General features: G+C 70.0%; 13 protein-coding genes and 3 pseudogenes. 7 read left to right on the top strand and 9 right to left on the bottom strand.

Annotation, left to right across the window (positions count from 1 at the left end):
- Window positions 1-136: 136 nt before the first annotated feature.
- A pseudogene (locus OG395_RS43385) lies at window positions 137-822 on the bottom strand (HAD-IC family P-type ATPase); the annotation flags it as partial.
- Window positions 823-909: 87 nt separating this feature from the next.
- Here OG395_RS43385 and OG395_RS43380 point away from each other — a divergent pair.
- Entirely contained in the window at window positions 910-1,284 is a 375-nt protein-coding gene (locus tag OG395_RS43380) for an ArsR/SmtB family transcription factor (RefSeq protein WP_327247815.1), read from the top strand.
- Window positions 1,285-1,297: 13 nt separating this feature from the next.
- Here OG395_RS43380 and OG395_RS43375 read toward each other — a convergent pair whose 3' ends face one another.
- The 3 genes from OG395_RS43375 to OG395_RS43365 are packed head-to-tail and all read right to left on the bottom strand — an operon-like array spanning window position 1,298 to window position 3,663.
- Window positions 1,298-2,437, bottom strand: a complete 1,140-nt coding sequence (locus OG395_RS43375) for an MFS transporter (RefSeq protein WP_327249640.1) — start codon at window positions 2,435-2,437, stop codon at window positions 1,298-1,300.
- 53 nt (window positions 2,438-2,490) lie between these two features.
- The gene (locus OG395_RS43370) at window positions 2,491-3,075 is read right to left on the bottom strand and encodes a Chromate resistance protein ChrB (RefSeq protein ID WP_327247814.1); all 585 of its coding nucleotides are present in this window, start codon (window positions 3,073-3,075) and stop codon (window positions 2,491-2,493) included.
- A 57-nt stretch (window positions 3,076-3,132) separates the two neighbouring features.
- Complete coding sequence (locus tag OG395_RS43365) at window positions 3,133-3,663, bottom strand: low temperature requirement protein A (RefSeq protein WP_327247813.1); 531 nt, start codon at window positions 3,661-3,663, stop codon at window positions 3,133-3,135.
- A 496-nt stretch (window positions 3,664-4,159) separates the two neighbouring features.
- Between OG395_RS43365 and OG395_RS43360 the strand changes: the two genes are divergently transcribed.
- The 3 genes from OG395_RS43360 (at window position 4,160) to OG395_RS43350 (ending at window position 6,875) form a co-directional block, all read left to right on the top strand.
- Window positions 4,160-5,578, top strand: a complete 1,419-nt coding sequence (locus OG395_RS43360) for an APC family permease (RefSeq protein ID WP_327247812.1) — start codon at window positions 4,160-4,162, stop codon at window positions 5,576-5,578.
- An 87-nt stretch (window positions 5,579-5,665) separates the two neighbouring features.
- Window positions 5,666-6,151, top strand: a complete 486-nt coding sequence (locus tag OG395_RS43355; protein WP_327247811.1) for an Lrp/AsnC family transcriptional regulator — start codon at window positions 5,666-5,668, stop codon at window positions 6,149-6,151.
- A gap of 25 nt (window positions 6,152-6,176) precedes the next feature.
- Window positions 6,177-6,875: an HAD family hydrolase gene (locus OG395_RS43350; protein WP_327247810.1), complete on the top strand. Its 699-nt coding sequence runs from the start codon at window positions 6,177-6,179 to the stop codon at window positions 6,873-6,875.
- Here OG395_RS43350 and OG395_RS43345 read toward each other — a convergent pair.
- The 5 genes and pseudogenes from OG395_RS43345 to OG395_RS43330 form a co-directional block, all read right to left on the bottom strand.
- On the bottom strand, window positions 6,826-7,137 hold the full coding sequence (locus OG395_RS43345; protein WP_442818792.1) for an AMP-binding enzyme: 312 nt from the start codon (window positions 7,135-7,137) through the stop codon (window positions 6,826-6,828). The two genes, OG395_RS43350 and OG395_RS43345, sit on opposite strands and share 50 nt — an antisense overlap.
- A 21-nt stretch (window positions 7,138-7,158) precedes the next feature.
- A pseudogene (locus tag OG395_RS58565) lies at window positions 7,159-7,303 on the bottom strand (MFS transporter); the annotation flags it as partial.
- Window positions 7,304-7,508: 205 nt separating this feature from the next.
- Window positions 7,509-7,709 (bottom strand): annotated as a pseudogene (locus tag OG395_RS43340) (MFS transporter); the annotation flags it as partial.
- Between the two features lie 9 nt (window positions 7,710-7,718).
- On the bottom strand, window positions 7,719-8,111 hold the full coding sequence (locus OG395_RS43335) for a MerR family transcriptional regulator (protein WP_327247808.1): 393 nt from the start codon (window positions 8,109-8,111) through the stop codon (window positions 7,719-7,721).
- A 43-nt stretch (window positions 8,112-8,154) separates the two neighbouring features.
- Entirely contained in the window at window positions 8,155-9,207 is a 1,053-nt protein-coding gene (locus OG395_RS43330) for an MDR family NADP-dependent oxidoreductase (protein WP_327247807.1), read from the bottom strand.
- A 536-nt stretch (window positions 9,208-9,743) separates the two neighbouring features.
- On the opposite strand from OG395_RS43330, the gene OG395_RS43325 reads away from it, so the two are divergent.
- The 3 genes from OG395_RS43325 to OG395_RS43315 all read left to right on the top strand — a co-directional run bounded on the left by OG395_RS43325 (window position 9,744) and on the right by OG395_RS43315 (window position 13,127).
- Window positions 9,744-9,971 (top strand): type A2 lantipeptide, encoded by a 228-nt coding sequence (locus OG395_RS43325; protein ID WP_327247806.1) that lies wholly within the window; start codon window positions 9,744-9,746, stop codon window positions 9,969-9,971.
- A 73-nt stretch (window positions 9,972-10,044) separates the two neighbouring features.
- On the top strand, window positions 10,045-10,851 hold the full coding sequence (locus OG395_RS43320; protein ID WP_327247805.1) for an HlyD family efflux transporter periplasmic adaptor subunit: 807 nt from the start codon (window positions 10,045-10,047) through the stop codon (window positions 10,849-10,851).
- Window positions 10,848-13,127, top strand: coding sequence for an NHLP family bacteriocin export ABC transporter peptidase/permease/ATPase subunit (locus OG395_RS43315; RefSeq protein WP_327247804.1), 2,280 nt, complete (start codon window positions 10,848-10,850; stop codon window positions 13,125-13,127). The genes OG395_RS43320 and OG395_RS43315 overlap by 4 nt, the downstream gene beginning before the upstream one ends.
- The last annotated feature ends 1 nt before the right edge of the window (window position 13,128 follow it).

Below are 13,128 nucleotides of genomic sequence, written 5' to 3'. Positions count from 1 at the left end.
CGCCGCCATCTGGCTCAAGTCGAACCGACACGGCTGCGCCATTGGCACAGCTCAATACGCTTTCGATGTGCCAGGTGAGCGCCAATGGACCATGTCCTGCTGCACCGTCGGGCCAAAGGAAGACCTTCCGGGCGGTTCACGCGCCGGCCTCGGCACGGGCGCGCTTCCAGGCGCCGTCCCGCAGCAGGCGCAGACCGTTGAGGCCGACGATCACGGTGGAGCCCTCATGGCCGAGGACACCGAGCGGAGGCGGCAGAGTGCCGGCCAGGTCCCACACGACCAGCGCGGTGATGAACACCGGGGCGACGACCAGGTTCTGTACGACGAGGCCGCGGGCGCGGCGGGACAGGGCGACGACGACGGGGACGGCGGCGAGTTCGTCGCGGACGATCACCGCGTCCGCGGTCTCCAGCGCGAGGTCGGAGCCCGCGCGGCCCACCGCGATGCCGGTGTGGGCGGCGGCGAGCGCCGGGGCGTCGTTGACGCCGTCGCCGATCACCAGGACCTTGCGGCCCGCGCGCTCCGGGGCCCGGACGGCCTCGACCTTGTCCGGGGGCAGCAGGCCGGCGCGTACGTCGGTGATGCCGGCCTCGGCGGCAAGCCGGGCGGCGGCGCGCGGGTTGTCCCCGGTGAACAGCATCGCGCAGTACCGGTGAGGGCACCGAGGGACATCACCGTGATGGCTGCGTCCGGACGCAGCCGGTCGGAAATACCCAGTACCCCGACCGGTCTGCCATCGGCCGTGACGACGGCCGCGGTGCGGCCGCCGTCCTGAAGCTGCTCGGTGAGCGCGGCGGCGCGGACGGAGGCCGGGTCCGCCGCCCCGTTCAGCGGAGCGGGTCCGGGCCGACCACCATACAGGAATCCATGAACATACATTCATGTATGCATCTCCGTAGGATGAGGCCCATGGGCCACGGATCCGACGGCACGCAAGCCGCCACATCACGCGAACGCCTCGAAACAGTGGGCACCGCCGATGTCGCCGCCACCCTCCAGGCGCTGGCCACTCCGTCCCGGCTGCGGATCCTCGCCCAGCTCCAGGAGGGTCCCTGCGCCGCGACGGAACTCGCCGACGCGGTCGGCATGGAACAGTCCGCCTGCTCCCACCAGCTCCGGCTGCTGCGCAACCTCGGCCTGGTCACCGGTGAACGCCGGGGCCGCTCGGTGATCTACACGCTCTACGACAACCACGTGGCCGAACTCCTGGAACAGGCCCTCTTCCACGTCGAGCACCTGCGCCTGGGGCTGCGCGACACCCCACGGGTGACCGCGGCACCCTGAACCTACGGCAAGGTCAGCCGCGCGCCGGGGGTGTGCGGCGAGCGGCCAGGAGAAGCGGCAGGACGGCGGTCGCCGCGGCGAGTACCGCGAAGCCCCAGGTCAAGCCGGCGGCACTGGCGACGGCGGCGACCAGCAACGGGCCTCCGGCGTCGCCGAGTTCACGTCCGAGTTCGGCCGTTCCCATGGTCTGGCCGAGCCGTTCGTGCGGGGTGGTACCCGCGAGGGCGGCGAAGCCGAGCGGAGTGATCAGCCCGGTTCCGGCCCCGATCAGCACGGCGGCCGAGAGGATGCCGGGCAGGCCGGGCAGCATGGCGGCGGCCAGTCCGCACGCGGTGACCAGCAGTCCGGCCACCAGTCCCCCGCCGACGCCGAGGCGCCCGTCGTCCAGGGCCCGTCCGGCCCACGGCTGCACGAACGCGGCGCACAGGGCGAGGACGGAAACGGCCGCGCCGGTCACCACCGGCGACAGACCGGCAGCCACCCCGGACACCGGCAGGAACCCGACCCCGACGGACAGTGCGGCAGTGGCGGCGGCCAGGGCTGCCACCGGCCGCAGAAAGGCACCGTCGGCCAGTCGCCGGACGAGTCCCAGGACAGTCTGACGCGCCTTGGGCAGAGGCGGGACGGCAGGTACCGCGAACGCGGCCCACAGGGCGACCGCGGTGGCCAGGACTGCCAGCACCGCGAACAACAGCATCAGGCCGCCGGCCCAGACCAGCACGCCGCCGAGCAGGGGGCCTGCGGTGTAGCCGATGCTCTTGAAGAATCCGTACGAGCCGAATGCGCGGCCGTGCCGGGCCTGCGGGTTGAGGCGGGCCACCAGCGCGGAGGCGGCGGGTGAGAACGCGGAGGCGGCCGCGCCCTGTCCCAGCCGGGCGGCCCACAGCCAGCCGGGATCGCGGACCACCACGAAGACCGCGGAGGCGGCGGCGAACGCGATGAGCCCGCCGAGCAGCACCGGCCGGGCGCCGATCCGGTCGGCGAGCGTCCCGAACACCGGCTTGAGCACCACCTCGGCCCCGTCGTACAGCGCGAGCAACAGCCCGAGGTACAGCACCGAACGCGTCAGACCGGCATCCCCCTGGCCGAGGTTGGCCGCGATGCCGTGCGCGCCGAAGGCGGTGGTGAACCCGGCTGCGTACAGCGGCCACATCCGCCGCCGCGACGCCGCGGGCAGAGGCCTCGATTCCTGGGCAGGCCCGGGGGTCACGGCTGCGCGCCTTCGCCGTCCGGACCGAAGGCGTGCAGGTGGGCGAAGACCCTCTCGCTGTAGTCCTCGAACCGCCCAGCGCACTCGGCCAGTTGCCGGTCGCCCGCGTCGGATCCCTGCGCCCCGAACACGTCCCGGGCCTTCAGGTCACGGTGCCAGCGGCGCAGCCGCTCCAGGCTCTGTTCCTCCTCCTCGAGCTCGGCCAGGGTGAACTTGGCATGACGGATCTCCTTGTCCAGCTCCGTCTCGTACTTTCCGCAGTCGGCCAGGAACTCCGCCCAGTCCTCCTCGCGTGCGGCGGTGAACATGGCCTGGAACCGGACGGCGTCGGCCGGTTCGCGCCCGGCGGCGCGCAGCACCACGGCCTCGCCGCCGGCGCGTTCGGTCAGCTGCACGGCCCGCTGAACGCCGTCGGCGAAGACCGGCACCTCCGGTACCGCCCACACGCCCTGCCCGAGGGACAGCGCGCCGACCTTGCGCAGCTCCCGCCATACCGCGACCCGGTGTCGGGAGGGCTGCGTCGGCAGCCGCACGATCAGCACCACCCAAGACAGCGGGGATGTCGGCGATTCCTCACTCATCGAGCGAAAGTAACACTGGTTACATCGTCATGAGGAGCGGGCGTCACATGGTCCGCCTCAGCCGGGCACACCCTGCGCCGCGGACAGGCGACGACGGCGGGCCGGACCCTCCACGGCGACCGATGCGGCGAGCAGCACGGCCGGCGACGTGAGGAGGACGGCGACCGCGACGTGTCCGGTGAGCGGAAACAAGAGGAGTGACGCCGCGGCTGTGAGGAGGCGAATGACGACGACGGTGTCCCGCGCACCGAGGAAGGCGGCCCTGATCGCGGCGGTCGAGACGAGGAAGAGGGCGACCCCACCGACGACACACCCCGCGGGGACCGCGGTGAGGTGCCTTCCGGTCCCCACCACGGCGGCGCCCACCGCGCCACCCGCCAGGGCCAGTCCCAGCTGAACCGGCAGATGCCCGAGGACGTACACGTGCATGAGCCGCCCGCCGGAGGCGAGTTGGGCGTGGCCGCCCGGCCTGCTGCCGCTCGCGCTGAAGTACGACCACCACAGCCCGGCACAGAGCGCGAAGGCCGCGGCGCCCGTTGCCGCGGCGGCGGGCGGGGTGCGGGCCGCGCACCGGACGACGCTCCTCATGGGGCGAACAATGCCGGTCACGGCACTGGCCGCCGGAACGCGGGCGGCGATTTCCTGGTCGCCCCTCACCTGGACAGTCGGTCCGGGCCGGAACCCCCCGCATGCCGCGCAAGGCAAAAATCCATACAACGTGACCGGTTACACGCTGCGCATCCCGTTGCGGCCCGAGCACGGTTCGCCGCACCCGAACCCCTCACCGCCGACTCATATATCAAAGGTGTTGGCGAATACACGCCTTCATTTCGAAGGTCATCAAGGAGGCGAAGACACCGAACCATCAAGTTGTCAATAAGGGGTAGACCCTCACCCAATCTACGAATACCACCGATCGTGCGCTTGGAGACAACGAATTCCGTAGGTAATGGGTGATTGACGTGACGGATCCCACAGGTTTCCATTACGCGCCGGGAGCAGACGAAACCAACAGCGCAGCAAGCCACGGAGGCGATAGCGCTCCCGCCGTCACCCGTCACACCCAGTCGATCGGAACCGCTCCATGACCGACATGCTCAGCCAGCCCGTCACCTCCGGCACCGCACCGGCGGAGGCCGATCCCCACAGCCAGGACGGCCCGCGCAGCCTCAAGCGTTCCATCGGCGTCGTCGGGGGGACCTTGCTGACCCTCTCCTGCGTGACGCCCGCGTCCACGCTCTTCGTGGTCGTGCCCGACCTGTTCGGCGATCTCGGCTCCGCCACCGCGCTCACCATCGCCATCGGTTCGCTGCTCTGTATCGCCGTGGCGTTCTGCTACTCGGAGCTGGGCACCATGATCCCCAGCGCGGGCGGCGAGTACGCCATGGTCACCACCCTGACCGGTCGGCTGGCCGGGTGGCTTGTGTTCGTGCTGTCTCTGCTGGTCGTAATGATCGTCCCGCCCGTGATCGCCATGGGCACGGCGGACTACCTCGCTCCGCTGGTTCACATCCCGGCCGAGGCTGCCGGGGCCGGGGTCATGGTGCTCGCCACCCTGGCCGGTCTGCTGGACCTGCGTGCCAACGCCTGGATCACCGGCGTCTTCCTGGTTCTCGAAGTCATCGCGGCGGCCGTCGTCGCCGTGCTCGGTTTCGCCCACACCGAGCGCGGCGCGGGCAGCCTGATCCATGGTGTGGTCGCGAGCGACAGCGGGGCGTCCCGCCCGGTCACCGCGATGCTGGTGGTCTCGGGTCTGGCCATCGCACTCTTCATCACCCAGGGCTTCTCCACCGCCGTCTACCTCTCCGAGGAGATGGAGAACCCGCGGCGCAACGTCGCCCGCACGGTCCTCGCCACCCTGGCCATCTCGACGGCCGTCATCCTTGTCCCGGTCGTCGCGATCACGATGGGCGCACCCGACCTCGCGGCGCTCACCTCCGGTGACATCAGCGGCATGGTCACCGCCTGGAGCAACTCGGCCGTCGGTACGTTCGTGAGCCTCTGCGTCGCACTCGCGATCATCAACGCGGGCATCGTCATGGTCATCCAGAACTCCCGGGTGCTGTTCGCCTCCGCCCGGGACAAGGCGTGGCCCGGGCCGGTCAACAACGCCCTCGCCCGCCTCGGCCGCTTCGGTTCGCCGTGGGTCGCCACCCTGGTAGTCGGAGTTCCCGGCGCGGCGCTGTGCTTCGTCAACCTCGACACCCTGTACGGCGTGACCGGCGTCTCGGTCACCGGCATGTACCTGCTGGTCGCCGTGGCCGCGCTCGCCGCCCGCCGCACCGGCCACAAGGACCTGCCCGCCTGGCGGATGCCGCTCTGGCCGGCGATGCCGGTGGCACTGATCGTCGTACTCGTCTACATCCTCAGCCAGCAGGAGGCCACGTACCTGCTGTGGACCGGCGGCATCATGGCGGGAGCCACCCTCTACTGGGCCTTCTACCTCCGCCCCCGCCGCAACACCCGCTGGCTGGTCACCCTCCCCGAGGATGCCCGTCCCTGACCCCATGCGGACGGGAACATGCCCATCCACCGGGCCATTGGTACAGTCGGAGTCCCTATCAGCAGACCAGGAAGAGGCCGACGGACCATGGCGGTGGACGCCCTCGACACCCGCATCCTGCGGTTGCTCATCGAGCAGCCCCGGACCAGCGTGCGGGAGTACGCACGGATCCTCTCCATCGCCCGGGGCACCGTGCAGGCCCGTATCGACCGGCTGGAGCGGAACGGTGTGATCACCGGTACGGGCCCGGTCCTCTCCCCCGCCGCGCTCGGCCACCCGGTGCTCGCCTTCGTCCATCTGGAGGTCACCCAGGGGCATCTGGACGAGGTGGGCGAGGCCCTCGCCGCCGTGCCTGAGATCGTCGAGGCGTTCTCGACCACCGGCGGCGGGGATCTGCTGACGCGGGTCGTGGCCCGCGACAACGGGCACCTGGAGGACGTGATCCAGCAGCTGATCCAGCTGCCCGGCGTGGTACGGACCCGCACCGAAGTGGCCCTGCGCGAGCGGGTTCCGCACCGGCTGCTGCCCTTGGTCCAATCCATCGGCCTGGCCACGGCCGGAGCATCGAACTGACCACCGCCTTGGCATGCTGGGTGCCATGAGCACTCGGCCCGGCCCTGCCCCCTCGGTCATCTTCGATCTCGACGGCACACTCGTGGACAGCGAGCCGAACTACTACGAGGCGGGGCGCCGGCTCCTCGTCCGTCACGGCGTGCCGGACTTCACCTGGGAGCACCACACCCGGTACATCGGGATCAGTACCCGCGAGACGCTGACTGCGCTGCGGGCCGAGTACGGGATCGCGACGCCCGTCGACGAACTCCTCGCCGACCAGGACGCTCTCTATCTGGAGCTGGCCCGATCCTCGACGGAGGTGTTCCCCGAGATGCGGAAGTTCGTGGAACGGCTGCATCAGGAGGGGATCGCGACGGCCGTGGCATCGGGTTCGTCCCGGGCCGCGATCGAGGCGGTGCTCGCGGGCACCGGACTCGGCGCATACGTCACGACGTATGTCTCCGCCGACGAGGTGGCGCACGGGAAGCCGGCGCCGGACGTGTTCCTGGAGGCCGCGCGGCGCCTGGGCGCGGCGCCCGGCGACTGCGTGGCGCTGGAGGACGCGGCGCCGGGCGTGGCGGCAGCGCATGCGGCGGGCATGCGCTGCATCGCGGTCCCCTATGTGGCGTCGACGGCCGAAGATCCGGTGTTCACCACGGCGGGGCTGCTCTTCCGCGGCGGTCAGGGCGAGTTCACGGCGCAGACCGCATACGACTGGCTGGCCGGAGCTCAGCCTTCCTGATCTTGCCGGTTGCGGTCATCGGGAAGCTCTCGACGAGCTCGATGCACGGCACCTTGTACGCCGCCATCACCCCGGCCGCCCACTCGCGCAGAGCATCGGCGGTGAGCGCGCTGCCGGGGAGGGTGCGCACGCAGGCGTACGGGAGCCGGCCCCGCTTCTCGTCGTCGACTGCGACCACGGCGCCGATCAGCACCTCGGGATGCCGGGCGAGGAGTGTCTCGGCCCCGGTCGGGAAGACACTCGTCCCGCTCACCTTGATCATGTCCTTGTCGCGGCCCAGGCAGAGGAATGCGGTCGCACCGCCGAGCGCCATGACCGCCGATGGAACTGTGATCCGCCACGACCCCGCCCACCAGTGCCGCAAGCGAGATGGTGGCCTGGAAGGAGGCGGTGAAAAGCACTGACGCCGCCTCCGGTGCGTCGGGGGCCGACCTGAGAGCCTGTCGGGTGACCTTCGATCGGATAGCGGACGCGGTCTGGTGCGTGCGATTCCAAGGCGGCGGGATGTCCTCGGATGGGGTCTCCCCTGCTCGAACGAAGCTGAGAGCTCGGGGAAGGAGCTACTAGGACATTTCGGCAACGCGGGAAGCGTGCATGCCAGGGCGTGGCCGCCCGATCAGAGGTCACCCGACAGGCTCTGAGGAACCAGGTCTGGGAACAGACGGGTACGCCCCCGTATGCGATCCCCCAGACGATCAGCAACGCGGCCGCACCGAACTCCCCGCGTCCGAGGAACGGCACCAGCGGAGTCGCACCACCGATCGCCCCCGCGGCAATTCCGAGCGTGGCACGCGGAAATCGTGCCACCACCGCCCCTCCGGCAAAATTCCCTGAGCGACGGAATCAGGAGACGGTCGCCCGTCCCGGGACGACCCGGGCCGCCAGTTCGTCGCGCAACCGGGTCAGGCGGGCGATCTCCGCGTCGCGGGTGGCGAGTCTGCGCTCGGCGACGCCGAGGCTCTCTGTGCTGCCCTCCCCCGTTCCGAATGCTCCGCAGCGTTGCGGCGGTGCGTCCAGCAGCAGGTCCAGCCGGTCCGCGCAGCCGTGCACGTCCTCGACGGTCAGGCCGAGCGAGAGCAACTCCCGAATGATCCTGACCCGGGCGATGTCGCGCGTACCGTACTGGCGCTGCCCTGTCGCGCTGCGCGCCACCGGGGGCAGCAGTCCCCGTTCCTCGTAGAACCTGAGCGCCCTCGGTGTGGTCCCCGCCGCCGCCGCCGCGTCACCGATCCGCATCCGCCACCCCACAGTTCCCGCTGCCTGTCTCTCCACAGCTCCGCTACAACTCGACGACCACGGCGCCGAGATGCCGCCCCTCGATCATCTCGTTCAACGCAGGCGCGGCCCGGTCCATGCCCGCGATGCGCACATGGGGGAAGGTGATCTCTCCGGCGCGCAGCCACGTCCCGAACCGCCGGCTCCACTCCCGGTGGGTCTCGGGGTGGTCGAGCCCGCTGATGCCCCGCATCGTGATCCGCTTGACGATGAGCTGGAAGGCATCGATCCCGACGAGGGCCGAAGTCCCCGTACCGTGGGCCGAAAGCTGTCCGGACAACGCACCGACCAGGGCGAATCGCGCACCGGGCCGGGCGACGTCGATGGCGGCCCGCAGCTGGTCGCCGCCGACCATGTCGACGAAGACATCGATGCCGTCGGGCGCCGCCTCGGCCAGCCGGGCGGACAGCGATTCGGCGGGCTCCCTGAGGATCACCGCGTCATAGCCGAGGCTCTCCGTCATCCGTCCGGCCTTCTCGGCCGAACCGGTACTGCCGATCACCCGTCCCGCGCCCAGCAGCCGCGCGATCTGCCCCGTCATGGAACCGACGGCGCCCGCGCCGCCCGACACGAACACCGTTTCCCCTGACCGGAGTTCGGCGCCTCGGGTCAATGCCGCGTACGCCAGCGGCCCATGCGAGAGATGGGCCACCGGGTCGGGCAGCGCATCACCGAGCGGGGTACAGGCGCCAACCGGCACCACGGCGTACTCACGCCAGCCGAGCCAGTGCGACACCAGCTCCCCCACCCGCGGCCCTCCACCATCGGAAGCGGCCGTCACCACCTCGCCGACGGCCATCCCGAACAGCGGGTCGCCGGGCTTCGCGCCGGGAAAGGGAGCGCCCTCCACCCCGCCGCCGACGACCGTACGGAGTCCGGGGAACACCAGGAAGTAGCGGTTCCGCACCCGCACTTCGCCCTCCCCCGGTTGAGGCATGGGCTTCTCCACGACGCGGAAGTGCTCCGGCCGCGGCAGCCCGTCCGGGACGGAGAGGAGCTGAACCTCCCGCGACGTAAGGGGCAGAGACCCGGATGATGCGGCTGATGCAGTGGGCATGGGCGAACTCCTCGTCGACGGGGGTTGCTCGGGCCGGACGGCCGAGCGGTTCCGCGACGCTAAACGCTCACCCGCACGTCAAGGGCAAGTCGGACCGCGAAGAGCCCGAAGGGGACAGCCGGCGGCCGCACCCCCTCGCATCGATCGGGACGCACCTGCCGGCAGTCCTCCTGCCTGCTGGTTCGCCTCACCATCCACCTTCCGTAAACCTGCACACCTCATGCCCAGAGCGGTCACCGTCACTCACCCGCGCACCTTGATCCGGACCAACCGCAGGGGAGCTTTAAACACGAGTGTCCCAGTTGAGCAAAAGGGCTTTCAACAAAGAGAATTCAGACAGTGAAGCTTGTGAAGAAGCCGCCGCCGATTCATGAACACATCTGCACCCAGCGCTATTTCGGTACCGACAAAACCCCTGATCAACCCCCGGTTCGATTAGCAGCGCACCGCGTCGACGTGCTTTGATCCTGCCCAATGCGGCAGCCACACCAAGGGGTTACCGCTATGAAATATCAAGCTGAAAGGCAGCCTCCCTCATGAACCACACCCCCCAGGTCGAGACCCTCGAGATTTCCGACAACGACCTCGACAACGTCTCCGGCGGTCTCGTCGGCGGCCTGCTCGGCAACGTCACGGGCACCGCTGACGCCGTCGCCCCGGTCTCCGGCGTCGTGGGCTCGGTCACCGGTCTCGTCACCTCGACCACCGGCGTGAACACCGGTGCCGTCACCGGCCTGGCCACCGGTCTCGTCGCCGGTCTCTGAGACGGCGTGTGAGCCCCGGAACCATGCGGTTCCGGGGCTCACTGCACACACCTGACAGTGAGGGAAGAGTTCCGTGCAGTTCCGCCAACAGGCCCTTTCCAAGCTGCAGTCGCCGGAGGAACTCGACCTGCCGGTACGCTTCGCCCGCCCGCAGGGCCGCCTCGCCCTGGGCGTCACCGTCCTCGTCATGGCCGCTGCCTGCTTCTGGGCCGTGACCGGATCCGTCTCCTCGACACTCCGGGCACCCGGCATCTTCACCCACGCCCAGGGCAGTTACATCCTGCAGAGCCCGGTCGCGGGCCAAGTCACCGCCGTACTCGCCAAGGAGGGCGAGAGCGTGTCCGCGGACACACCGCTGCTCAAAGTCCGTACGGAGCAGGGCGACCGCGTCGTCCGCACGATCGCTGCGGGACGGGTGACCGCCCTGACCGCCACGATCGGTTCGGTGGTCACCACCGGCGCGGACGTGGCGAGCGTTGAGCGGAACCGTGGCGCCGGCGATCCCCTCATGGTGATGCTCTATGTGCCGGGCGACAGCGGGCCGACCGTCCCCGTGGGAGCCTCGGTGGACCTCACCGCCCAGTCGGTGCCGGCCCAGAAATACGGAGTGCTGCGCGGCCGCGTGGCCGCGGTCGGCAGGACGTCCCGGACGAGTCGGCAGATCAGCAGCTTTCTCGGCGACGGCCAGCTGGGCGAGCAGTTCACGCAGCACGGCAGGCCGGTACCGGTCCTGGTGCGGCTCGACCGGTCGTCCGCCACGGAGTCCGGCTACCGATGGTCGTCGGCCCAAGGACCTCCGTACGCGATCGACTCCATGACCCTGGCCACCGGCGCCATCCACCTGGCCGACCAGCGTCCGATCGATTGGCTGCTCCCGTGACCGCACCGCATGCTTCTCCCTCCGCACCGCACCTCCCGTCGTCCGGCCGGGGCCGGCACCGCCCGGACAACAACTTGGACAGCAGGCGCCGTTCGGGACCGCAGCCGACGCCGAAGAGCAAGAAGGCCAGGACCGTACGCAGCCCCACCGTTCTCCAGATGGAGGCGCTGGAATGCGGTGCCGCCTCGCTGGCCATGGTGCTCGGGCACTACGGCCGTCATGTGCCGCTGGAGGAGCTGCGCATCGCCTGCGGCGTCTCGCGCGACGGTTCCCGGGCCAGCAATGTGCTGAAGGCGGCGCGCAGTTACGGGCTGCAGGCCAAGGGCATGCAGATGGAACCGACAGCCCTCGCCGACGTGCAGGCACCGGCCATCCTCTTCTGGGAGTTCAATCACTACGTCGTGTACGACGGCATGGGCCGCCGGTTCGGGCGGCGAGGTGTGCACATCAACGACCCGGACAAGGGCCGCTGTTTCGTGTCGGCCGAGGATTTCGACACCAGCTTCACCGGTGTCGTCCTGGTCTTCGAGCCCGGGGACGGGTTCCGCCGCAAAGGCCGGAAGCCCGGGATCATGGGCGCCCTCCCGGCGCGGCTGCGCGGCACCTCGGGCACGATGCTGGCCGCGCTGCTCGCCAGCCTGCTCCTCGTGGCCGTCGGCGCGACGCTGCCGGCGCTGAGCCGCGCGTACATCGACAGGTTCCTGATCGGTGATCAGACCTCTTTGCTGGGCGTACTGTTCGCAGCGATGGCCACCATGGTGGCCCTCACCGTCGTACTGACCTGGCTGCAGCAGGCGAACCTGCTGCGCGGTCGCATCATCTCCTCCACACTCAGCAGTGCCCGGTTCTTCCGGCATCTGCTCAGGCTGCCGGTCACCTTCTTCGCCCAGCGCAGCCCCGCCGATCTCGTCCAGCGGCTGCAGTCCAACGACGTCGTGGCCGAGACCCTGGCCCGCGACCTCACGGCTGTCGGTGTGGACGGGGTCGTCGTACTGCTCTACGCAGTCCTGCTGTGGACGTACGACCCGCAGTTGACGGTCATCGGCGTGGGGCTGGCGCTGCTCAACGTGGTGGCGATGCGCATCGTCGTGCGTCTGCGGGCCACCCGTGCCCAGAAGTTGCGGGCCGACAGCGCCAGGCTGACCAACACCTCGTACACCGGGCTGCAGCTCATCGAGACGATGAAGGCCACCGGCGGCGAGAACGGAAACTTCCGCCGCTGGGCAGGGCAGCACGCGACCACACTGGAGGAGCAGCAGCGCCTCGGTGTGCCGAGCGCCTGGCTGGCTGTTGTCGCCCCCATGCTCGCGACGCTGAACAGCGCCCTGATTCTGTGGATCGGTGGACTGCGGGCCGTCGACGGCCACATCTCGATCGGTCTGCTGGTCGCTTTCCAGGCGCTCGTGACCCGGTTCACCGCTCCGGTCGCGCGGCTCAATTCGGTGGCGGGCCGGATACAGGACTTCGCCGCCGATGTGGCCCGCCTCAAGGACGTCGAGAACTTCCCGGTGGATTCGCTGTACTCGCGCCGCGAACCGGCTGCGAGCACGCGCCGACTCAAGGGCCATGTGACGCTGGAGGAGATCACCTTCGGGTACAGCCCGCTCGACAAACCGCTGCTCACCGCATTCTCGCTGTCCGTCGGGCCGGGACAGCAGGTGGCACTGGTCGGCGGATCCGGCAGCGGCAAGTCGACGGTTTCCCGGCTGATTTCGGGGCTCTACAGCCCGTGGGAGGGCACGATCCGGGTGGACGGACAACGTCTGAAGGACATTCCCCGCAGTGCGCTGGCCGCCTCGGTCTCCTTCGTCGACCAGGACATCTTCCTCTTCGAGGGCACTGTGCGGGACAACGTGGCGCTGTGGGACCCGTCGGTCCCGGACGACGCCGTCGTCGCCGCCCTGGAGGACGCCGCCCTGTACGAGGTCGTCGCCCGGCGCCCCGGCGGGATCCACAGCCGAGTGGAGCAGGACGGCCGCAACTTCTCCGGAGGGCAGCGGCAGCGTCTGGAGATCGCCCGGGCACTTGTACGCCGGCCGAGCATCCTCGTACTCGACGAGGTGACCAGCGCCCTGGACGCGGAGACCGAGCAGATCATCATCGACAATCTGCGGCGTCGCGGCTGCGCCTGTGTCGTGATCGCGCACCGGTTGAGCACGGTCCGTGACAGCGACGAGATCGTGGTCCTCGACCACGGCTCCGTCGTGGAACGCGGTCGGCACGAGGACCTGGTCGCTGCCGGAGGTCCGTACGCCCAGCTGGTCAAGGAGCACTGAG

Origin of the sequence: Streptomyces sp. NBC_01320 (assembly GCF_035974375.1) — a bacterium.
Taxonomy (GTDB): domain Bacteria; phylum Actinomycetota; class Actinomycetes; order Streptomycetales; family Streptomycetaceae; genus Streptomyces; species Streptomyces yanii.
The sequence above is the reverse complement of the archived record's forward strand: the minus strand, read 5'-3'. Positions and strand labels throughout refer to the sequence as shown.

What these genes read in the sequence shown, in the direction of transcription:
- OG395_RS43380 (WP_327247815.1), top strand. Translation starts at nt 910, where the DNA reads ATGGGCCACGGATCCGACGGCACGCAAGCCGCCACATCACGCGAACGC.
- OG395_RS43350 (WP_327247810.1), top strand. Translation starts at nt 6,177, where the DNA reads ATGAGCACTCGGCCCGGCCCTGCCCCCTCGGTCATCTTCGATCTCGAC.
- OG395_RS43370 (WP_327247814.1), bottom strand. Translation starts at nt 3,075, where the DNA reads ATGAGTGAGGAATCGCCGACATCCCCGCTGTCTTGGGTGGTGCTGATC.
- OG395_RS43360 (WP_327247812.1), top strand. Translation starts at nt 4,160, where the DNA reads ATGACCGACATGCTCAGCCAGCCCGTCACCTCCGGCACCGCACCGGCG.
- OG395_RS43345 (WP_442818792.1), bottom strand. Translation starts at nt 7,137, where the DNA reads ATGATCAAGGTGAGCGGGACGAGTGTCTTCCCGACCGGGGCCGAGACA.
- OG395_RS43335 (WP_327247808.1), bottom strand. Translation starts at nt 8,111, where the DNA reads ATGCGGATCGGTGACGCGGCGGCGGCGGCGGGGACCACACCGAGGGCG.
- OG395_RS43330 (WP_327247807.1), bottom strand. Translation starts at nt 9,207, where the DNA reads ATGCCCACTGCATCAGCCGCATCATCCGGGTCTCTGCCCCTTACGTCG.
- OG395_RS43325 (WP_327247806.1), top strand. Translation starts at nt 9,744, where the DNA reads ATGAACCACACCCCCCAGGTCGAGACCCTCGAGATTTCCGACAACGAC.
- OG395_RS43355 (WP_327247811.1), top strand. Translation starts at nt 5,666, where the DNA reads ATGGCGGTGGACGCCCTCGACACCCGCATCCTGCGGTTGCTCATCGAG.
- OG395_RS43375 (WP_327249640.1), bottom strand. Translation starts at nt 2,437, where the DNA reads ATGTGGCCGCTGTACGCAGCCGGGTTCACCACCGCCTTCGGCGCGCAC.
- OG395_RS43365 (WP_327247813.1), bottom strand. Translation starts at nt 3,663, where the DNA reads ATGAGGAGCGTCGTCCGGTGCGCGGCCCGCACCCCGCCCGCCGCCGCG.